Source organism: Variovorax sp. GW821-FHT10D07 (assembly GCF_059415325.1).
On the sequence record NZ_JBWKMZ010000001.1, the window covers coordinates 786,855 to 807,951 of the forward strand.

Here is a 21,097-nt window from a genome sequence, read left to right on the forward strand (position 1 = left end):
TTGGATGAATGACTGCGTGTGAATCTTTCGCGCTATATAGGCTTGCATATAGGTTGCATAGCATTCGGGTAATGCATAGGCATTGAATTGAAGGCTCTGGCGCCGGTAAATCGTCCTATGGCGCGAAAAAAATCACGGACGCTATACTCTCAAAAATATAACGAGACAGGTGAACAAATGAAGAAGACCACGAAAAAATACACTGGCCATGTTCCCGAATTGAGTTCGAAAGTATGCGCGGCCATTTACGCGTTGCTTTGTTCTTATTCATCCATCGCCACGGCCGCGCCGCAGGGCGGCATCGTCACCAGCGGCAGCGCCACCATCGGCCAGGCGGGCAGCGTGACCCGCATCGACCAGAGCACGCAACGCGCGAGCATCAACTGGCAGGGCTTCGGCATCGCCGCCGGCGAAACCGTCAATTTCAACCAGCCCAATGCCTCGGCGATCACGCTCAATCGCGTGGTCGGCAACGAACGCAGCGTGATCGAGGGCGCGCTCAATGCCAATGGCAAGGTCTTCCTGATCAACTCCAACGGCGTGCTGTTCACCCGCGGCAGCAGCGTGAACACGGCCGGCCTCGTGGCCAGCACGCTGAACCTCAGCGACGCGGACTTCAATGCCGGGCGCTATGTGTTCAGCGGCAACGGCGGCAGCGGTTCGGTCATCAACATGGGCACGCTCACCGCGGCCCCGGGCGGCTATGTCGCGCTGCTCGGGCGTTCGGTGTCGAACCAGGGCGTGATCGTCGCCACCAAGGGCACGGTGGCGCTGGGCAGCGGCGAGAAGATCAGCCTCAACTTCAACGGCGATTCGCTGGTGAGCCTCAGCATCGACGAAGGCGCGCTCGGTGCGCTGATTGAGAACAAGGGCGCCATCCAGGCCGACGGCGGCACGGTGATCCTCACCGCGAAGGCCGCCGACGAACTGCTGGGCAGCCAGGTCAACAACACGGGCATCGTGCAGGCGCGCACGATGGACGATCTCAAGGGCCGCATCGTCTTGCGCGCCGACGGCGGCACGGCCAACGTGGGCGGAACGCTCGATGCCTCCTCGCCCGCGACCGGCGGCGGCGGAACCGTCGAGACCTCGGGCCGCAGCGTGCGCGTGGCGGACGACGCCGCGGTCACGACCAAGGCCGCGAACGGCGATACCGGCACATGGACGCTGGCTTCCGATGCCTTCACCGTCGGTGCGGGCGCGAACATCAGCGGTGCCCAGCTCGGCAGGCAGCTGGGCAGCAACAACGTGGCGATTTCATCGACGGGCGGGAACGGCGCCGATGGCCACCTCTACGTCGGCCAAGGCGTGAACTGGTCGGCCAACACCGCGCTCACGCTGAGCGCGGCCAAGGACGTGCGCATCGATGCGCCGATCACCGCGACGGGCGCGCGCGCGGGGCTGAAGCTCAACTACGGTGGTGACTACCGCATCGACATGGGCCAGGGCGCGTCGGTCACGCTGAGCGGCGCCAATGCGACGCTCGCGATGAACGGGCAGGCCTACACGCTGATCCACAGCATGAGCGACCTGGAGAAGATCGACGATGTGGGTGGTGACGCGGCGGGTCGCTATGCGCTCGCGGGGAATCTCGATGCCTCGGGCAAGACCTATGACAACACGGTGGTGTCCTCGCTCTCGGGCACCCTGGCGGGCCTGGGCCACACCATCAGCAACCTGACCATCCTGGAGCCGGTGCACAACGACTACCTGCAAACGCCGGTCGGCCTGATCGGCACGGCGCAGGTCGGCAGCACGATCCGCGACATCGGCCTGATCGGCGTCGACGTCAGCGGCTATGGCCGGGTCGGCGGACTGGTCGGGGAAAACTTCGGCGGCGGCATCAGCCACGCCTACGTCACCGGGAAGGTGCAGGGCGTCGTCAACGTGGGCGGCCTGGTGGGATACAACGGGACCAGCTTCAACCCCGACACCGGGGAGTTCATCGTCGGCAACGGCATCATCTCGGACTCCTTCTCGACCGCTGCCGTGAGCGCATCGACACGCTACACGGGCGGCTTCAGCTACATCGGCGGACTGGTGGGCAGGAACTTCGGCGCGACCTACAAGATTCTTCGCTCGAGCGCCACCGGCAACGTCTCGGTGGTCACCGACACCAGCGCCGGCCTGCTCAACGGAAACATCGGCGGGCTGGTCGGCGGCAACATCAACGGCACCATCGCCGACTCCCACGCCACGGGCAACGTGTCGGTGTCGGACAACGCAAGCTCCGTCGGCGGCCTCGTCGGCATCAACAGCGGCGCCACCGCGTCCGTGACCAACAGCTACGCCACGGGCAACGTGACGGGCGGAGACTCCAACGTCGGCGGGTTGGCCGGACAAAACCTCGGGGGTGCCAGCATCGTCGACTCCTATGCCAGCGGCAATGTGAGAGGCGGCGCGAGCAACGCTTCGCAGAACGTCGGCGGCCTGGTGGGCTGGAACAACGCCAGCACCATCTCGGGCTCGCATGCGAGCGGCGTCGTCACGGGTTTCGGCGCTTCGGTGGGCGGACTGGTCGGCAGCAATGGAGGTCCCGACGCGAGAATCACCAACTCCTATGCCACCGGCGACGTGAACGGCGGGCCGGTCAGCGCCGGCGTGGGCGGCCTGGTCGGCGGGAACAGCGGCACCATCGCCGGATCGCATGCCACGGGCAATGTCAGGGGCGAGATCGCGGGCGGCCTGGTCGGCGGCAACTCGGGCCTCATCACGGACTCCTTCTCGAGCGGCAACGTGTTCGGCTCCTACGCGGCCGGGGGTCTGGTGGGGCAGATGGACGGTGGCTCGGTCCTCAATTCGCGCGCCAGCGGCAACGTGACGGGCGGCGCCGATTACGACTTCACCGGCGGGCTGGTGGGCCGCATGCAGGATGGCAACGTCGACAACTCGCATGCCACCGGGTCGGTCATCCACGGCAACGACACCACGGGCCGCCTGATCGGGAACAACACAGGCTCGGGCACCATCACCAACAGCACCTACCGCGATGCAGCGGCCGAAGCAGCGGCGCAAGCGGCAGCCGAAGCGGCGGCCCGCGCAGCCGCGGCGGCACAAGCCGCTGCAGAAGCAGCCGCCCGTGCATCGAGCGAGGCCGCGGCGCAGGCCGCCGCCGAAGCGCAGGCGGCCGCCGTCGCCGCCGCGCAAGCCGCAGCGCGTGCCGCGGCACTGCAGGAACGCGCGCAAACGGGTTCGCGTCTCGCGGCCGCCACGAGCTCGGAGGCCCAGCGCCAGCCGGAACGCCCCGCCGTCCAGACCACGGCAAGCCTGACGCAACGGGCCGCGGCACTGGCCGACAACATCGTCTTCGCCGACCGGCGCAGCTTCTCCGCCAACGTGGAACGCATCGAGATCGACGGCAAGGTCTTCGAACTCGAGGACGAAGGCGCCAAGGCGCCCGCGGCGCAGCCGTCGACGCCGCGCTGACATCGCCGCCCCGCGGCGGGACGGCCTGGCCGGTCCCGCCTCCCCTTCTCCTCTCCGTTCCCGTTGCGACATGAATCCCCTTCGTCCCGTCTCGTCCTCACGCCGGGCGCATCCCGCGCTCGCCGCCTTCTCGGTGCTCTGCACGCTCGCCACCAGTGGCCATGCCCAGGTGGCGCCCATTCCCAACTACGGCAGCGGCGATGCGTTGCGCGAAGCCCAGCCGCCGCGCCCGCCGGGCACCACTAGCCAGCCGCCCGCGCCGGTGATCGTGGAGCAGCCCGAGCGGCCGCTGGCGCTGCCGGCCGGCGAGACGCTGACGGTGCGCGACTTCAAGGTCGAGGGTGCCGACGAGATTCCGCCCGCCGAGCTGCAGGCCGCGCTCGATACCTACCGCGGCCGCGCGCTGTCGATGGCCGAGATCGAGCAGGCCGCGGGCCGGGTCACGGCGCTGCTGCGCGACCGCGGCTATCTGGTGGCGCGCGCCTACGTGCCGCGGCAGGACGCAAGCGCCGGCACGCTGACGATCCGGGTCCTGATCGGCAGCTACGGCAAGCTCACGCTCAAGAACCGCTCGCTGGTGCGCGACGCGACCGTGGCCGATGCGTTCGCGCCCTTGCAGGCGGGCCAGCCGGTGTCTCGCGCGCAGCTCGAGCGCGCGATGCTGCTGGTCGGCGACATGCCCGGCGCCACCCTGCCCCGCCTCACGATCTCGCCGGGCGAAGCGCCGGGCAGCTCGGACTTCGATGCCGAGGTGGGTGAAGGCAAGCGCCTCGCGGGCTATGTGCTGGTCGACAACCAGGGCTCGCTCTACACCGGCAAGAACCGGCTGAGCGCGGGTCTCGACATCAACTCGCCCTTCGGCATCGCCGACCGGCTGAGCCTCAACCTGATGGGCACAGAAGGCGGCGGCCTCGACAACGCCCGCGTGGCCTACGGCTTTCCGCTGACCGCGAGCGGCCTGCGGCTGGAGCTTGCCGCCGCGCGCACCACCTATCACCTGGGCGGCGACTACGACGACCTCGAGGCCAAAGGCCGCGCACGCACGGTCGAGGCCACCTTGAGCTATCCGCTGCTGCGCAGCCGCGAGCAGAACCTGTCGCTGAGCCTGAATCTCGCGCAGCGGCATCTGCGCGACGAGGTGGGCGCGGTCGAGAGCGTCGACCGCAAGACCACCAGGGTCGCGACCTTCGCCGTGCAGCACGAGCGCTGGGGCCAGCTGCTGGGCCGGCCGGGCTACACCAGCGTCAGCGCCGGATTCAGCTACGGCCACCTCGACATCGACAACCCCGCGCAGGCGGCGCTCAACCGGGCCGGTGCCGACACGGCCGGCGACTTCGCGCACCTGAACCTGCGGCTCGCCGCCAACATGGAGTTCGCCAAGGGCTGGACCGCGAGCGGCGCGCTGAGCCTGCAGAAGGCGCTGCGCAACAAGAACCTCGACGGCAGCGAGCAGATGAGCATCTCGGGCCCCAACGGCGTGAAGGCGTACCGCGAATGGGTGAGCGGCGACAACGGCTACCTGCTCAATGCCGAGCTGCGCTATGCACTGCCCGCGCCCGAAGGGCTCACGCATTCGGTGGGCGTGTTCGCCGACCTCGGCCGCGCCTGGCTGCAGAACGCCGACTACACGACGCGCAACGGCGTGCGCCTGTCGGACGTGGGCGTGGGCTACCAGGCCCGCTACGGCGCGCTGTTCGGGCGACTGCAGGTCGCGCGCGCCATCGGCTCGCGGCCGCAGGAGATCGCGCGCGAGAGCCGCACGCGCGTGCTGGTGCAGGCCGGCGTGCTGTTCTGACGCATCAACGAGGAGCACGGAATGAACATGAACTGGCTCGCCGGCGCCATCGACTACGGCGTCATCGGACTGCTGGTGGTGCTGAGCGTCTTCGTGGTCGCGATCGGCATCGAACGCGCCTGGCTCTACAGCCGCATCGACACCCACGCGATCCGCGACATCAAGTCGCTCGAGCTGGTGCTCACGCGCAAGCTCTTCGTCATCGCCTCGGTGGCGAGCAACGCGCCCTACCTGGGCCTGCTGGGCACCGTGTTCGGAATCATGCTGACCTTCTACAACATGGGCCAGGACGCCTCCATCGACACCGGCAAGATCATGGTCGGCCTCGCGCTCGCGCTGAAGGCCACGGCCGTGGGCCTGGGGGTGGCGCTGGTGTCGGTGGTGCTCTACAACACGCTGCTGCGCAAGGTGCAGGTGTTGATCCTCGAATGGGAGATCGCGCGTGACCGAAAAGCCGATTGACAGCATGAACATGCTCCCCTTCGTCGACATCATGCTGGTGCTGCTCACCATCGTGCTGACGACCTCGAGCTTCATCGCGAGCGGGCGGATTCCGGTCAACCTGCCGCAGGCCAGCGCGAGCCCAGCGGACACCTCGCAGACGCAGACCATCGTGATCGATGCGGCGGGCACGATCCACTTCGGCGGCGAGGCCCTGAACGCCGACACGCTCAAGACCCGGCTCGCCGCGCTGGACAAGCAGACGCCCTTCCTGCTGCGCGCCGACCGCACGGTGCAGCTGCAGCGCTTCATCGACGTGGCCGATGTGCTGAAGCAGCTGGGCTTCGCCAAGGTGGCCGTGCAGACGGAACCGACGACGCGATGAGGTTCGCGATCGGCCTCGGCCTCTCGGTGCTGCTGCATGCGGCACTGGTGCTGCCGTGGCTGGTGCGCGCGCGGCCCGAGGCGGCGCCGCCGTTGCGCGAGCAACTGGTGGTCGACCTGCTGGGCATGGTGAGCAACCGCCAGGTCGAGCAGCAGCAGGTGGCACGGCCTGCGGAGCAGCCCCCTCCGACGCCGCAGCCGAAGCCGGTGGCGCGAAAGGAGACGCGCGAGCGGGCGCCGGTGCCGCGCCAGGTCGCGCCGAGCCCGGTGCAGGTGGCACGCGCCGAAGAGCCCGTGCGCGCCTCGCCGGAGCCGCAGCAGCAGGTGGCCGCGCCGCCGCCAGTCGCGAATGCCGCCGAGGAAGACCGCATGCAGCAGACCGTGCGCGCACGCGACGATGGCGCGGATGCCCTGCGCAAGTACCTCGCGGGGCTGCGCAAGGCGATCCAGGGCAAGCTGGTCTACCCGGCCGAGGCGCGCGAGGCCGGCTATGTCGGCGCGCCGACGATCCGCTTCACGCTGACCGAGGAAGGCAACATCCTGTCGGGCTCGCTGGCGGTGGCGAAGAGCAGCGGCTACCCGGTGCTCGACGAGAGCGCGATGCGGGCGGCGCAGGCCGGCGCGCCGTTCGAGAAACCACCGCGGCGGATGGAGGTGGCGATCGCTATCGGGTTCGTTCAGGAGCGGCAATGATCCTTGGCTTGCTGTTCGGGGCGCGTGCACAGGACAGCGGGTACTTCCCTCCGCGAATGTCCCCCGGCCTTCGGCCTCCTCCTTGATTTCGCTGCGGGAAGCACCCGCTGCCCTGTGCACGGGAGGCGCTCGGGTTGTGCGGCCGGGTCTTGTGTTCCGGGATATTGAATGGGCTGCAACAGGCCATTGCAGAGATGCCAATTCCCAGCGGACGATGTTCCGTCCATGATCGGTTCCCACCGCTTTCGCGCCAGACCACCGACTCGAGATACCCCATGGCACCCCACGACATCGCCGGCATCCGCATCCCCGACAGCAGGCTCGCGCGCGAGCTGACCCAGTTCATCCGCGACACCGAAAGCGATCTGCTCTTTCATCACTCGGCCCGCGTCTACTGCTGGGGTGTGCTGGCGGGCGATCGCAAGGGCTTGAAGTACGACCCCGAGTTGCTCTATGCGGCCGCCATGTTCCATGACATCGGCCTGACCGCGCGCTACCAGACCAGCCAGCTGCGCTTCGAGGTGGACGGCGCGAACGCCGCGCGCGATTTCCTGCAAGGGCACGGGATTTCCGAGCGCGACATCGAGACGGTGTGGAATGCGGTCGCGCTGCACACGACGCCGGGCATCCCCCAGTTCATGCGCGCGGAGATCGCGCTCGTGCAGGCGGGTGCCGGCATGGACGTGGCCGGCCGTGGCTACGACGACTACAGCGACGCGCAGCGCGAGGCGGTCGTGCGCGCCTTTCCGCGCGAGGCCGATTTCAAGCACGGGATCATCGAGGCCTTCTACCAGGGGCTCAAGCATCGTCCCGACAGCACCTTCGGCACCTTCAACGACGACGTGCTGGCGCACAAGGATCCGCATTTCCATCGCGCGGACATGTGCAACATCATCCATGCGTCGAAGTGGCATGGCTGAGGCGCCGTCCTCTTCCCTGTTTTCCAGCGCGCTGCACGAGAATCGCGCGCATGCATACGACGATCACAGGGCTGGTGCTGGGAATTTCGATGGCCGCTTGCGCGCAAGCCGCCCCCGACAGTCCGGGCGTGAACGCAAAGACCGCCGCGTCCGTCAAGGCCACGGCGAACCTGAGCGCCTACAACCACACGCCGGACTACATCCACGAGTACTGGGTCAACGGCCAGTTCGGCGCCAACGCATTCGCCTATGGGGGCGGCGGCAGCTTCGTGTGCTGCATCGTGTACCCGCGGCAATGGACACCCGGCCTGACCGCGGTCGTGCGCTGGAGGACGAGCAACTCCGATCCCAAGGGACCGCTGAACGAGGCGTGGCACGAGAAGACCGTGCCGATCGACCGCTATGACCGCACCGGGTCGACAATGAACGTGCACTTCCTGCCCGGCAACGAGGTTCGGCTGGTCATCAGCAATTCTGACGCCTATGTGCCTGACTATCCGGGCCCGCGCGGGCCCCGGAAACCCGCGGGCTTCAAGTTTTGAGACGGCATGAACGAGGCGGGTCGCGCAGCAACGCCATGAAGGCCCCGCAATGATCCGCCTCGCCCTTGGCTTGAGCCTGCTCGGTCCCGCCTTGGCGTTCGCCGGCACGTCCCTGTCTTGCGATCTGGGCGCGCCCGGCGCGCCGCGGGTCGTCGAAGTCTCGCGTACCGATGCCATCGCGAACTCCCATGTCTACCACCTGCGCGAAGGCAAGGCGTCCAAGCGGCTGCTGTTCGATGGCGAGGCCGAGGACTCGCGCGGTTCGGAGGTCCGCATCCGCTGTGCCGGCCGGACGCGCCGCGCGCTGGTGGTGATGGGGGATTTCATGTCGGCCGGCTATCCGCGCGGCATGGTCATGGTCCACGACGCGGCCGGGCAGCGCTTCCAGCGTTTCGATTTCGCCGAGCGCCATGCGCCGCGCTGGTTGTACCTGGGCAAGACCGAAACCCTGCTGGTGTTCCCGCCCGGTGGCCGGCTCGAGACGGCGCATCGCTATCTGATCCAGCGCTTCGTCGACGGCGACAAGCCGGGCGGCACCGAAGCGATCGACAGCGTTCGGCCGAACGCCAAGGGCTACGAAGTGATCGAACTGGGGCGCTAGTTCGGCGCCCTCACGCCGGCTGGAGAGCGCCCCTTCCGGCATTCACCCGATAGTCCGCGTTCCGATGGCGCGGTTCTTTCATTTCGCGACGAGCCTGCATGCCGCGGCGCGCCCTCTTCCCTCTTCTCACGCCCGCGCCCACTGCTGCTGCACGGCCCCCGCCCCCTGGTGGCTCGCGAGCTTCGCGTACACGCCCTGCCGCCGCAGCAGTTCGTCGTACGTGCCGGCTTCCACCAGCGTGCCGTTCTCCAGCACGAGGATCAGGTCGGCATCGCGGATGGTCGACAGCCGGTGCGCGATCACGAGCGTGGTCCGGTGCTGCATCAGCGCATCGAGCGCGCCGCGCACCTGCAGCTCCGACAGCGTGTCGAGGTGCGAGGTGGCCTCGTCGAGGATCAGCACCGGTGCGTTCTTGAGGAAGGCGCGCGCGATCGAGATGCGCTGGCGCTGGCCGCCCGACAGCTGCATGCCGCGTTCGCCGACGCGCGTGGCCAGGCCCTCGGGCAGGGTGCGCACGAAGTCCGTCAGGGCGGCGCGGTCGAGCGCGAGCGCGAGTTCCTCGCCGCTGGCATCGGGGCGTGCCAGGCGGATGTTGGCCTCGAGCGTGTCGTTGAACAGGTAGGTGTCCTGCGACACCAGCGCGACGCGTTCGCGCAGGCCGTCGAGCCGCAGCTCGCGCACGTCCACGCCGTCGAGCTTCACGCTGCCCTGGCGCGGATCCCAGAAGCGCAGCAGCAGGCTGGCCACGGTGCTCTTGCCGGCGCCCGAGGCACCGACCACGGCCACGGTGGCGCCGGCCGGCACCTCGAAGCCGAGCTCGTGCAGGGTGTCCCGCGCCTTGCCCGGATAGGCGAAGCAGACGCGCTCGAAGGCCAGCGACAGGCCGTGGGTGGCCGTCGGCGGCGGCAGCGGGCCGTCGACCACGGGCTCGGGCTCGCTCTCGACCACGTGCAGGCGGCGCGTGGCCGCGATGGTGTCGGCGAGCTGGCGGCTGACCTGCGAGATCTCCGACACCGGCAGGAAGGTGGCGAGCGCGATCAGCACCAGCAGCGGCAGCATGCCGGCCGGCAAGGCGCCGCTCGCGACCTGCAGCGCGCCGACCACGGCCACGGCCAGGCCGCCGAGGCCCATCGCGATCTCGAACCAGGCGGTCTGGCGCGACAGGTCGTTCAGGATGTCCAGGCGCCGCGCGCGGCTGCGGTCCGCCACCTCGAGGAACTGCGCGCGGCGGCGGCTGGTGGCCTGGAAGGCGGTCAGGTCGGCCAGGCCCTGAATGGTCTCGGCGGTATGGGCGCTCATCTCGCCCAGCGCATGGCGGGCGCGGTCGCCGAGCGCATCGACCTGGCGGCGGCCCCGGATCGGCGACACCAGCGCATAGGCCAGGAACGGCAGCAGAGCCAGCGCCACGGGCCAGCTGTAGAGCGCGAGGAAGCCCAGCACCGACAGCGGCACCAGCACCGAGACGATGGCGGGCGCGATGGTGTGGGCGTAGAAGTACTCGACCATCTCCACGTCGTGCGTGGCCAGCGCGACCAGGTCGCCCGAGCGGCGCTGCAGCAGGTAGGCCGGCGCCAGCCGCTCGAGCTTGTCGTAGAGCTTGACGCGCATGTCGGCCAGCAGTTGGTAGGCCATGGCGTGGGCCAGCCACGACTCGAGCCAGTGGAACAGCGCGGCCAGCGGCGCCGCGACCAGCAGGCCGACGATCAGCGCCGAGGTGTCGCGGTCGTCGCGGATCGCGGCCACCACCAGCGCGCTGAGCACGCCGACGCCGATGAAGGCCGCGACGCGCGCCACGCCCAACAGGATGGTGGCGATCAGCGTGCCGCGCCAGGGCCGCACCACCGACAGCAGCGTGGCGAGCGTGGCCTTCCAGCCGACCTTCTCGGCATCGGCATCGAGCGGGCGCAGCGCGGGGCCGCGATCGCCCTCCTCTTCCGCGGCAACGCGCCGTGCCGATGCAGCCTGCGCTTCGACGGGCGCGGGCGCAGCGCCGGCCAGGCCCACGGCCTGTTCGTGCATCAGGCGGTGGTAGAGGCCCCGCTGCTGCATCAGCACCGCATGCCGGCCTTCTTCGACCACGCGTCCCTGGTCCAGCACCAGGCAGCGGTCGGCGCCGATGATGCTGGCCAGGCGGTGCGCGAGGATCAGCGTGGTGCGGCCGACCATCAGGCGGTCCAGCGCCTGCTGGATCAGCGCCTCGTTCTCGGTGTCGACCGAGGACAGCGCCTCGTCGAGGATCAGGATCGGCGCGTCGCGCAGCAGGGCGCGCGCGATCGCCACGCGCTGGCGCTGGCCGCCCGAGAGCTGCAGGCCGCGTTCGCCGACCTGGGTGGCGTAGCCCTGCGGCAGCGCCATGATGAAGTCGTCGATGTTGGCGGCCCGCGCCGCGGCGCGCACCTGCTCGTGGGTGGCATCGGGCCGCCCCAGGCGCAGGTTGTCGTCGAGCGTGCCGTGGAACAGCGTGATGTCCTGGCTCACCAGCGCCATGTGGCCCAGCAGGGTCTGCGTGGCCAGGCCGTTGACGTCGTGGCCGCCCACGCGGACCGTGCCCGCCTGCGGCACGAACTCGCGCAGCAGCAGCCGCACGATGGTGGACTTGCCGGCCCCGCTCGGGCCCACGATGCCCACGCGCTCGCCAGCCGCGATGCGGAACGACAGGCCCTGGTGGGCCGCGCGCTGCGGCGAATAGGAGAAGGCCACGCCGTCGAATTCGATGGTGGGCGCGAGATGCGCGGGCCCGGCGGCGTTCGGCGCCGTGTCGGGCGAAGCGGTCGGCGCTTGCGCATCCATCAGCGCGTGGATGCTCGCCGCGGCCGATTGGCCCAGCATGCCCCGGTGCAGCACGGAGCGCAGCTCGCGCAGCGGACGGAAGATCTCGGTGCCGGCCATCAGCACGATCAGCAGGGCCTCCACGCTCATGTCGCCGGCCGTCACGCGCCAGGCGCCCACCGTGAGCGCCAGCGCGGCACCGAGTGCCACGCCGAGGTCGCTGATGCCGCGCGTCAGCAGGCTCACCGACAGCACCCAGAAGGTGTTGTCCGAGAGCTTGCGCGCCCGGGCCGCGAGGCGCTCGCCCCAGGCCTTGCCCTGGCCGTAGGACTTCAGCGTGGGCAGGCCCTGCACGGCATCGAGGAACTCCTCGCCGAACGCATTGAGCGAGCGCGTGCGCGCCAGGCTCGCGCGGCTGTCGAGCATGTGGACGGCCATCGGCCCGAACAGCGCGAACAGCGCCGCGACCAGGAAGACGAGCGCGGTCGGCAGGTCCCAGAAGGCGATGACCGCGAAGATGGCGAACGGTGCCGCGGCCGCGATCACGACCTGCGGCAGGTACTGGCCGAAGAAGGTCTGCAGCTGTTCCACGCCATCGACCACCGTCAGCATCACGCCGCCGGTGCGCTGGTTGGCGAACCAGGCCGGGCCCAGTGCCACGATGCGGTCGTACAGCCGCGCGCGCAGCGCCTGCTGCACTTCGGCCGAGGCGCGGTTGGCCTGCACCGTGCGCAGATGGTCGAACAGCGCGCGCAGCAGCACCATCGCGCCCACCCAGGCCGCCGGTGCGATCCAGTCGCCGTAGGGCGCGCCGTCGAACACGCGCGCCAGCAGCTGGCCGAGGAACACATAGCGCGCGATGCCGGCCGCCAGCGCCAGCAGGCCGAGCACGATGCCCCCCGCCATGCGCAGGCGCAGGCCCGCCGTCAATTGCCAAAGTCGAATATCGAAATACATGGTGGTGCGATCGGTTCTTCCTGTAAGGCCGTCATCGTCATGCATCGCGCCACGCGGCGAAAGCGATGGTTTTTCAATCCTGGGTTGAGATAGATTGCACCCTTTGCCGCTCCACCCTCCCCCATGCCACCACTGGCTGCCTTGCGCGCCTTCGAAGCCGTTGCCCGACTGGGCAGCCTGAGCCGCGCCGCGTCCGAACTCCACGTCACGAAGAGCGCCATCAGCCACCAGCTGCGCGCGCTCGAGGAAGACCTCGGCGTGACCCTGCTGCATCGCGGCGGCACGGTGCGCCGCGCGCGAACCACCGAGGCCGGCGCCGCGCTGCTGGTGTCGGTGCAACAGGCGTTGACCCTGCTCGAGACCGCCTGCCGCGACACGCGCGCCGGTGCCCATGGCCGGCGGCGCAACAGCCTCAACATCTCGGCCAATCCCTCGCTCGCGGCGCTGTGGCTGGCGCCGCGGATCGGGCGCTTCATCGAGCTGCATCCCGACATCGACATCCAGCTGTTCCTGCATGCCAGCCAGGACCCCGCATGGGACGCGCAGGACATCGACCTCGCGTTCCTGCACGTGCGCGCGCTGGGCCCGCATCTCGCGGCGCCGGGCGACATCCCGCTGATGACCGAGACCGTGGTGCCGGTGTGCAGCCCCGCGCTGGTCGAGCCCGCCGAACGCGATGACCCGCGCGTGTTCGCGCGCCACCGCTGGCTCGAGGAGAAGCACATCGACAGCCCCGAGACCGACTGGCGCACCTGGCGCCCCCGGCTGGGCCTGCCCGACGGCGCGGGCCACGACCCGCTGGTGCTCAGCGGCCTGAGCACCGTGGTGGCGGCCGCCGCCGCGGGCGTGGGCATCGCGCTGGGCCGCGCGCCGCTGGTCGACGAGGAACTGGCGCGCGGCCGGCTGGTGGCGCTGACGCCGGGCCTGCGCATGGCCGGCTCATGGGGCTACGTGATGCGCGTGCGTGCCAACCGGCCGATGGATGCGTCGCTGCCGACGCTGGTCGAGTTCCTCGCCGAGGAGGGGCGGCGCGCTCCTGCGTGGTGACGCCTGGCGGCGGCGCGATCCACCGCGTCGGATGCCGCATCAGGACTTCCGATCCTCCACCAGGAATCGCACGACCCTCTGCATGAGCTTCCCGACCTCCTCCTTGTTCATCTTCGGATTGCCGACGGCCCGGAACACCAGGCCGTCGGACATGGCAACGATCACGTCGATGGTCGCTTCCAGCTCGGCCGCGGAGAGCCCGCGGGACGACGGAATCGCCTTGACGACGCCTTCGATCTTTTCGTGGATCGCTCGATCGGCGCGCTGGAAGAACTTCGCCACGCTCCTGTTCCGGGCGGACTCGGCCAGGATCTCGAGTTCGAGGGGCACGTAACGGGGATCGGTGCGCGTGCGCACCGCATGGCGCATCTCCTCGACCAGCGCATCGGCGGGGCCCGCGACCCGGCTGCGCTCCTCGATATGGGACAGGTGCTCGAAGGCACGTCGCGGGCGTTCTTCCCGCGCCGATGCCGTTCGTGCCCGGCACCGAGGGCGTCGGCGTGGTCGTCGCGGTCGGCGCGGAGGTCACGGACATCGCGCCGGGCGACCGCGTCGCCTATCGCAGCGCCAGCGGAACCTATGCGCAGGAGTGCCTGGTGCAGGCGGACCATGTCATCGCCGTGCCGGACGACATCGACGATCGGCAGGTCGCCGCCATCCTGTCCAAGGGCTTGTCCGCCTGGTGCCTGCTGTTCAAGGCGCGGCCGATCGCGGCGGGCGACACCCTCCTCTATCACGGCGCCACGGGCGGCGTGGGGCATATCGCATGCCGATGGGCCAGGTCGCTCGGCGCGCGCGTGATCGGCACGGTCGGTTCGGCCGGCAAGATGGCCGTGGCCCGCGCCAACGGTTGCGACGAGGTCATCGACTACAGCGAGGAAGATTTCGTGGCCCGGGTGCTCGAATTGACGGCGGGCCAGGGCGTCGATGTCGTGTACGACGGCGTCGGCCGGAAGACATTCCTGCCGTCGCTCGATTGCCTGCGGCCGTTGGGATCGATGGTGAGCTTCGGCTTCAGTTCGGGCCCGACGCCGCCCGTCGATGCCAGCCTCCTGATGGCCAAGGGCTCGCTGTTCCTCACGGGGCTGTCGTCCTCCCACTGCCTGATGACCCGCGAAGCCTTGCTGGCGGGCGCCGACGCGCTGTTCGATGCGTTCAGGTCGGGCCGCATCACCGCCGCCATCGATCGCAGCTACCCGCTGAAGGACGCCGCCGCGGCCCACCGCGCCATCGCGGCGCGCGAAGTCATGGGCTCGGTCGTTCTCATTCCTTGACGCGCTGACAGTTTCAATCACGACAGTGGAAGGACACGGACCCATGGCCATCGGAATCATTGGAGCGGGCAGGATCGGAAAGGCGCTCGCGGCGCAGTTCACGCGGGCCGGCTACGAGGTCGTCCTCGCCAACAGCCGGGGGCCGGATTCGCTGGCCGACCTCGTCGGGCAGCTCGGCCCCAAGGCACGCGCTGGCACGGCAGCCGAGGCCGCCGCCGAACCGACGGTGGTCCTGGCACTCCGATGGAGTCATCTTCCCGAGGCCCTGCCGACCCTGGGATCGCTGGCCGGAAAAATCGTCATCGACACCAGCAACCCGTACCTGGAGAGGAACGGCCAGCTCGTCGTCGCCGACCTTCGTGGCCGCAGCTCGAGCGAGATCGTGGCGGATCTCGTTCCGGGCGCCAGGCTGGTCAAGGCCTTCAACACGCTGCCGGCGGCACTGCTCGCGGAAGACCCGCAACAGCAGGGCGGGCGACGCGTGATCTTCGTGTCGGGCGATCACGTGGATGCGAATGCGCAGGTGGCGTCGATGATCGCCACCGTGGGTTGGGTGTCGATCGAGCTCGGGGGCTTGTCGACCGGCGGCAGGCTGCAGCAAGGGCGCGGTCCGTTCTCCGGCCTCGATCTGCTGCGTCGAGGCTGAGGGCCGCCGACATTCAGATGTGTTGTCGGCGAGCCAGTGTCCCCAGCCGCCGAACCCCCTCCTCGATCCGCTCGCTCCAGCTCCAGCCGGCGCTCAGTCGCAGGCAGTTGCGAAAGCGCCGGCTCGCCGAGAAGACATCCCCCGGCGCGAAGCAGATGCCGAGCTCGAGCGCCGCGTCGAACAGCGCGCGCGAGTCGAAGCCGCGCGGCAGTTCGACCCACAGCGCGAAGCCTCCGGCGGGCCGGCTGACGCGTGTCTTGGCCGGAAAGCTCGCCTCGATGGCGCGGGTCAGGTGCCGCAGGTTTTCTTCGAGCAGGCGGCGCAATCGGCGCATGTGCGCGTCGTAGGCGCCGCTGGCCAGGAAGTCCGCGAGCGCGACCTGCGGCAGCACGGGGCTGCAGAGACTGAAGGCGAGCTTGCGGTCGACCACCTGCTGCGCGTACTTGCCGGGCGCGATCCAGCCCACGCGGTAGCCGGGTGCGAGGCTCTTCGAGAATGAGCTGCAGTAGAGGGTGTTCGCGCCGTCGTCGAGCGCGATGAAGGGCGTGGGTCGCTCGCGCGCGAAGTGGATGTCGCCGTAGACATCGTCCTCGATCAGCGGCACGTCGTGCCGCGCGAGCAAGGCCAGCAGTTCGCGCTTGCGTGCATCGGGCATCGACACGCCCAGCGGATTGCTGAAGCTCGACGACAGCAGGCAGGCCGCCACCGGAGCGGCATCGAGCAGCCGCGCGAAGGCCCCGATGTGGATGCCCTCGACGGGATCGGTGGGCAGCTCCAGCACCTTGAGGCCGAGCACCTCGAGCGTGTGGAGAAAGCCGAAGTAGGTCGGCGACTCCACCGCGATGGTGTCGCCGGGCCTGGCGACGGCGCTCAGCGCGAGCGTGAAGGCTTCGGTGCAGCCGTTGGTGATGACCACGTCGTCGGGCGAGAGCGCATGCCCGATGCGCATCGCGCGCCGCGAGATCTCGCGGCGCAGCCGCGGGTCACCGCGCGGCGTGCCGTAGACGTTGTGGCGATCGCCATGCTGGCGCGCGGCACGCGCGAGCGCGAGGTCGAGCCGGTGGGAGCGCAGCAGGGCCGCGTCGGGCACCGCGCAGCCCAGCGGCACGAGCGCCGGGTTGGAGGCGTGCTCGAGCAGGGCCGCGACGGCGCCGCTGATCGACACGGTCGAGGCCTTCGAACGCAGGCGCGAGGCCGAGGGCAGCGCCAGCGTTCCGCCCTGCGTGGCGGCGACGTAGAAGCCCGACTGCGGCCGCGCGACCAGCACGCCGCGGTCTTCGAGCAGGCGGTAGGCCTGCAGCACCGTCGAGATGCTGATGCCGTGCTGCTCGCTGACCGCGCGCACCGACGGCAGGCGCTCGCCGGACGCGAGCGTGCCGTTGTCGATCGTGTCGACGATGAGTTCCGCGAGCTGCTCGTAGCGATGGGGTGCGGGCATGTTGCCGGCCGTTTGCCTGTTGCGCTGAAGGGTGCCTGTGTTCATGGGGAGCTCGTGCATGACGAGGTTCGATTGTGGGCGAACCGGCTTCCGAAGGCACGCAAACTGTACTGGTCCGATTTCGCGGAAATTGTGGCTGTTCCGATGGCCCGGCGATCACTAGCATGGCCCGTATTCCCTGCTGCCCGATACGCCCCGGGCTCTGGATGACCCTCCCACCCGGGCGACCTGGAAACGAATGACAGTGCTTGAACACGAAGCCCCCGCGGCGGCGCAGCCGGCGTGGCGCGGCCGCTTTCCCTACAACGAGATCATTTCCCTGCTCGACGTGAACCGGCCGTTCAACCTGGCCGAGAGCACCTCGCAGGACCTGACGGTCGGCGACGTGCTCGACATGGCCGGGCTCGAAACCCTGCGCGGCCTGAAGCTGGGCTATGGCCGCTCGGCCGGCTCGGTCGAACTGCGCGAGGAGATCGCCAAGGCCTGCGGCGTGCCGGCCGAGCAGATCGTCACGACCCAGGGCACGGCGCTCGGGCTGTTCCTGCTGGCCTTCGAGGTCTGCCGGCCCGACGACGAAGCGGTGCTCGTGACGCCCTGCTTTCCACCGAGCCGCGACTGCCTGCGCGGCGCGGGTGTCACCGTGCGCGAGGTCGGGCTGCGCTTCGAGAACGGCTACCGGCTCGACCTGGACGCGATCGCGGCCAGCCTGTCGCCGAAGACGAGGCTCGTGAGCCTCGCCTCGCCGCAGAACCCGAGCGGCGTGCGCACGCCGCGCGCCGCCATCGAGCAACTGCTCGCGCTGCTGCAGCGCCAGGTGCCGCAGGCCATCCTGTTCATCGACGAGACCTACCGCGAGGCCGGCTACGGCGACGAGGCCGTGCCGGAAAGCCTGGCCGCGCTGCATCCGCGCATCGTCACGGGCGCCTCGGTGTCGAAGGCGCTGGGCGCGCCGGGCCTGCGCACCGGCTGGCTCACGGTGCCCGATGCGGACCTGCGCGCGCGGCTGGTCGTGGCCAAGATGAACACCGTGATCTCGGGTTCGGTGCTCGACGAGGCGCTGGCCACCGCGCTGCTGCGCCATCGCGAGCCCGTGCTCGCGCCGCGCCGCCGGCTGCTCGCCGAAGGCCTCGCGGCACTGGCGGCCTGGTGCGAGGCCGAGCGCGAGCGCATCGAATGGATCCGCCCGGACGGCGGCGCGCTGTGCTGCCTGCGCCTGCGCGCCGATCGCTTCGACGACGCGGCCGTCTCGCGCTTCTGGGACCTGCTGCCGCGGCACGAACTGCAGCTGGCCTCGGGCGCCTGGTTCGGCGAGAGCGAGCGCGTCTTTCGCCTGGGCTTCGGCTACCTGCCGCCCGACCGCCTGGCGCCGGCGCTGTCCGCCCTTTCGGCGGTGCTGGACGCCGCAGCGAAGTGAATCCACGACACTGACCCACGCACCGACATCCCCTGGAGCCCCGCATGAAACAACCCCATCGCTACACCGTGGTCGACGTCTTCACAGCCACGCCGCTGGCCGGCAATCCCGTGGCCGTGGTGTTCGACGCCGACGGCCTGGACACCGAGGCCATGCAGGCCATCGCGCGCTGGACCAATCTCTCGGAAACCACCTTCGTGCTGCCGCCCACCGTGCCCGAGGCCGACTATCGCCTGCGCATCTTCACGCCGCGCAACGAACTGCCCTTCGCCGGTCATCCGACCCTGGGCAGCGCGCATGCCTTCCTCGAAGCCGGACGCGGCACGCTGCGCGACGGCGGCCGGCTGGTGCAGCAGTGCGGCGTGGGCCTCGTCGACGTGACGGTGGAGGACGGCCCCGAGGGCCGCGAGCTGGCCTTCGCCCTGCCCTCCGCGCAACTGGCGCCGCTGGCGGCCGACGACCTCGCGGAGCTCGGGCGCATCCTGGGCCGCCAGCCGAACCCCGAGGCCGCGCCGGCCATCGTGGACGTGGGCCCGCGCTGGGTCGTGCTGCCGCTGGCCGACGCGGCCACGGTGATCGACCTGCGGCCCGACTTCGCGCGGCTCGCGGCCTTCGAGCGCCGCCTCGGCGTCACCGGCCTCATCGTGTACGGCCGCTATGCGCAAGGCGAGGTGGCGATGGAGGTCCGGGCCTTCGCACCCTCGAGCGGGGTCGAGGAAGACCCCGTCTGCGGCAGCGGCAATGCCAGCGCGGCGGCCTTCCAGTGGGAACGCGGCCTGTTGCCGCCCGACGGCATCGCCTACGTGGCCGCGCAGGGGCGCTGCGTGGGACGCGATGGGCGCGTGAAGGTGCGCGTCGATGCCCACGGCAAGGTGCGCGTGGGCGGTGCCTGCGTGAGCTGCGTGGAAGGCACGCTCGCGCTGTAGCCCTGGCTGGCGCGCCGCCCAGCGGATTTGCGCGTCCTGCGTCGATGAGCACCGCGGAGCCCGTGCCTGGAAATTTCCAGGCTGCGGAGCTGATTTTTAATTGAATTAGCGCCAGCTAATGATTCTAAGGATTGGCTTGGAGAATTAATCGTATTACGCGGTTTTGTTTTTCGATGCGACCCATAAAGATGAATGAATGAATAGGATCTCGGCTGTCTGCAATTGGTTTTGCAGGCAATTTCCTGTTTTCATTCTTAAGGTAAACAATGTCGAAGAAAATCATCTCTCGCTTCGCTGCGATCGCAATCGTCGCCGCCATGTCGCAGGCGGCCCTGGCTGCCGACGGCCAGATCAACTTCACCGGCGAAATCACGGACAGCATCTGCTCCCTGACGCCCGACAGCCAGAACCTGACCGTGCCGCTGGGCAAGGTGAGCCGCACCGCGTTTCCGACCGTGGGAACGGGTTCCACCCCGGCCAAGTTCACCCTGAACCTGGCCGATTGCCCCGCGGGCAGCAACAAGGCCAAGGTGACCTTCTCGGGCACGGCCGACAGCCGCAACGTGGATCTGGTGGCGATCGATGGCTCCGGCACCGGAACGCCGGCGGCCCAGGGTGTGGGCATCCAGATCGGCGACTGGGAAGGCCAGAAGATTGCGCTGGGCTCGGCCTCGCGCGAATACGCCCTGGCCCAAGGCACGAACAAGCTGCAATTCCAGGCGCGTTATGTCTCGACCTTGCCGCTGACGGGCGGTTCCCCGGCCGATCCCGTGCTCAAGTCGGGCCCGGCCAATGGCACCGCGCAATTCACGGTGGCCTATAACTAATTAGGCACCACGGCATGAGGCCCTCGCGGCTTCATGCCGTCATGGGCGCGCTGTCCCGCGGTGCAATGCCGCGCTCTTTTCGCGCCTTCATCTTCCGTTGATTTTTTCCTTTGAGGCGCCGCTGCCGGCGCATCGGAATGCTTGCGCGCGCGCGTCGTCGACGTGGGTCGCGCCGAGGAACAGATATGTGCAGCAATGAACGAATTCGGTGGGCGCTCGGCATCCTGGCGATGCTCTGCCTCCAGGGGCCGGCGAGCGCCAGCGTGATGCTTTCCGGCACGCGCGTGATCCTCCACGAGACGCAGCGCGAAACCTCCCTGCCGATGAAGAACACCGGGACCTCGCCCTATGTGGTCCAGGCCTGGGTCGATGCCGGCGACGGCAGGAGCAAGACCCCGCTGGTCGTCACGCCGCCGCTCTCGCGGCTCGATCCCGGCAAGGAAAACCTGCTGCGCATCATGCGTGTCGGCGGCGAGCTTCCGGCCGATCGCGAGTCGGCGTTCTGGCTCAACGTCAAGGAGATTCCCCAGACGCCGAATCAGGAGAACGTGCTGCAGGTGGCGATACGCAGCCGGCTCAAGCTGTTCTACCGGCCCACGGGCCTTCCGGGCTCGTCTGCAGAGGCGCGTGCGCTGCTCAAGTGGACGGTGAGCGCACCGGCCCAAGGACAGGGCGCGGTGCTCAAGGTCGGCAATGCGAGCGCCTTCCACATCACCCTGCTGAAGCTGACGGTCAACCAGGGGCAGGGCCCCGACGGGAAGGACCAGGAGGAACTCGACGCGGGCATGGTGCCGCCGTTCGGCGAGCTGAGCTTTCCGATCCAGACGCTGAAGGCGCCGCGGGCCGTGCAGATCAACTTCACCACGATCAACGACTACGGCAGCGAATCGCCCGAGGAGTTCGTCAAGGTGCCCGAGGGCGCCGAACCCGTGCCCTTGAAGGCCGAGCCGGCTCGCGCGCCCGCGGCTTCGTCCGGCGGCGGTGCGCAGCGCTGAGA

18 protein-coding genes and 1 pseudogene are annotated in these 21,097 nt (G+C 69.4%); 16 read left to right on the top strand and 3 right to left on the bottom strand.

The genetic code is table 11. From position 1 onward, the window contains the following. Positions 1-252 precede the first annotated feature (252 nt). The 8 genes from AC07PU_RS03675 (at position 253) to AC07PU_RS03710 (ending at position 8,802) form a co-directional block, all read left to right on the top strand. Positions 253-3,426: a GLUG motif-containing protein gene (locus AC07PU_RS03675; RefSeq protein ID WP_495315310.1), complete on the top strand. Its 3,174-nt coding sequence runs from the start codon at positions 253-255 to the stop codon at positions 3,424-3,426. Between the two features lie 70 nt (positions 3,427-3,496). Further along, positions 3,497-5,221: a ShlB/FhaC/HecB family hemolysin secretion/activation protein gene (locus AC07PU_RS03680; RefSeq protein WP_495315312.1), complete on the top strand. Its 1,725-nt coding sequence runs from the start codon at positions 3,497-3,499 to the stop codon at positions 5,219-5,221. Positions 5,222-5,242: 21 nt separating this feature from the next. Further along, entirely contained in the window at positions 5,243-5,683 is a 441-nt protein-coding gene (gene exbB, locus AC07PU_RS03685; RefSeq protein ID WP_093349691.1) for a TonB-system energizer ExbB, read from the top strand. Between the two features lie 4 nt (positions 5,684-5,687). Beyond that, on the top strand, positions 5,688-6,047 hold the full coding sequence (locus AC07PU_RS03690) for an ExbD/TolR family protein (protein WP_495315315.1): 360 nt from the start codon (positions 5,688-5,690) through the stop codon (positions 6,045-6,047). Next, complete coding sequence (locus tag AC07PU_RS03695; protein WP_495315317.1) at positions 6,044-6,739, top strand: TonB family protein; 696 nt, start codon at positions 6,044-6,046, stop codon at positions 6,737-6,739. The genes AC07PU_RS03690 and AC07PU_RS03695 overlap by 4 nt, the downstream gene beginning before the upstream one ends. 275 nt (positions 6,740-7,014) lie before the next feature. Continuing rightward, positions 7,015-7,659: an HD domain-containing protein gene (locus tag AC07PU_RS03700; RefSeq protein WP_495315319.1), complete on the top strand. Its 645-nt coding sequence runs from the start codon at positions 7,015-7,017 to the stop codon at positions 7,657-7,659. Between the two features lie 50 nt (positions 7,660-7,709). Then, complete coding sequence (locus AC07PU_RS03705) at positions 7,710-8,201, top strand: DUF3304 domain-containing protein (RefSeq protein ID WP_495315321.1); 492 nt, start codon at positions 7,710-7,712, stop codon at positions 8,199-8,201. A 49-nt stretch (positions 8,202-8,250) separates the two neighbouring features. Next, complete coding sequence (locus AC07PU_RS03710) at positions 8,251-8,802, top strand: hypothetical protein (RefSeq protein WP_495315323.1); 552 nt, start codon at positions 8,251-8,253, stop codon at positions 8,800-8,802. A gap of 126 nt (positions 8,803-8,928) precedes the next feature. On the opposite strand, the gene AC07PU_RS03715 is transcribed toward AC07PU_RS03710, so the two are convergent. Continuing rightward, positions 8,929-12,528, bottom strand: a complete 3,600-nt coding sequence (locus tag AC07PU_RS03715) for an ABC transporter ATP-binding protein/permease (protein ID WP_495315325.1) — start codon at positions 12,526-12,528, stop codon at positions 8,929-8,931. A gap of 123 nt (positions 12,529-12,651) precedes the next feature. Here AC07PU_RS03715 and AC07PU_RS03720 point away from each other — a divergent pair, with 123 nt between their 5' ends. Further along, positions 12,652-13,575 (top strand): LysR substrate-binding domain-containing protein, encoded by a 924-nt coding sequence (locus tag AC07PU_RS03720; RefSeq protein WP_495315327.1) that lies wholly within the window; start codon positions 12,652-12,654, stop codon positions 13,573-13,575. 39 nt (positions 13,576-13,614) lie between these two features. On the opposite strand, the gene AC07PU_RS03725 is transcribed toward AC07PU_RS03720, so the two are convergent. Next, positions 13,615-14,004: a TetR family transcriptional regulator C-terminal domain-containing protein gene (locus AC07PU_RS03725; RefSeq protein WP_495315810.1), complete on the bottom strand. Its 390-nt coding sequence runs from the start codon at positions 14,002-14,004 to the stop codon at positions 13,615-13,617. A 32-nt stretch (positions 14,005-14,036) separates the two neighbouring features. Between AC07PU_RS03725 and AC07PU_RS03730 the strand changes: the two are divergent. The 3 genes and pseudogenes from AC07PU_RS03730 to AC07PU_RS03740 form a co-directional block, all read left to right on the top strand. After that, positions 14,037-14,192 (top strand): annotated as a pseudogene (locus AC07PU_RS03730) (alcohol dehydrogenase catalytic domain-containing protein); the annotation flags it as partial. A gap of 3 nt (positions 14,193-14,195) precedes the next feature. Continuing rightward, entirely contained in the window at positions 14,196-14,849 is a 654-nt protein-coding gene (locus AC07PU_RS03735) for a zinc-binding dehydrogenase (RefSeq protein WP_495315812.1), read from the top strand. A gap of 43 nt (positions 14,850-14,892) precedes the next feature. Continuing rightward, complete coding sequence (locus tag AC07PU_RS03740) at positions 14,893-15,495, top strand: NADPH-dependent F420 reductase (RefSeq protein WP_495315329.1); 603 nt, start codon at positions 14,893-14,895, stop codon at positions 15,493-15,495. A 13-nt stretch (positions 15,496-15,508) separates the two neighbouring features. Here AC07PU_RS03740 and AC07PU_RS03745 read toward each other — a convergent pair whose 3' ends face one another. Beyond that, positions 15,509-16,978 (bottom strand): aminotransferase-like domain-containing protein, encoded by a 1,470-nt coding sequence (locus AC07PU_RS03745; RefSeq protein WP_495315331.1) that lies wholly within the window; start codon positions 16,976-16,978, stop codon positions 15,509-15,511. 193 nt (positions 16,979-17,171) lie between these two features. Between AC07PU_RS03745 and AC07PU_RS03750 the strand changes: the two genes are divergently transcribed. From AC07PU_RS03750 to AC07PU_RS03765, 4 genes are all read left to right on the top strand, one after another. After that, positions 17,172-18,347: a pyridoxal phosphate-dependent aminotransferase gene (locus AC07PU_RS03750; protein WP_495315333.1), complete on the top strand. Its 1,176-nt coding sequence runs from the start codon at positions 17,172-17,174 to the stop codon at positions 18,345-18,347. A gap of 44 nt (positions 18,348-18,391) precedes the next feature. Further along, a complete protein-coding gene (locus AC07PU_RS03755) occupies positions 18,392-19,273 on the top strand; it encodes a PhzF family phenazine biosynthesis protein (RefSeq protein ID WP_093349719.1) in 882 nt (293 codons plus the stop codon). Between the two features lie 266 nt (positions 19,274-19,539). Next, positions 19,540-20,100, top strand: a complete 561-nt coding sequence (locus AC07PU_RS03760; RefSeq protein ID WP_490877082.1) for a fimbrial protein — start codon at positions 19,540-19,542, stop codon at positions 20,098-20,100. Between the two features lie 230 nt (positions 20,101-20,330). Beyond that, on the top strand, positions 20,331-21,095 hold the full coding sequence (locus AC07PU_RS03765; RefSeq protein ID WP_495315336.1) for a fimbrial biogenesis chaperone: 765 nt from the start codon (positions 20,331-20,333) through the stop codon (positions 21,093-21,095). The last annotated feature ends 2 nt before the right edge of the window (positions 21,096-21,097 follow it).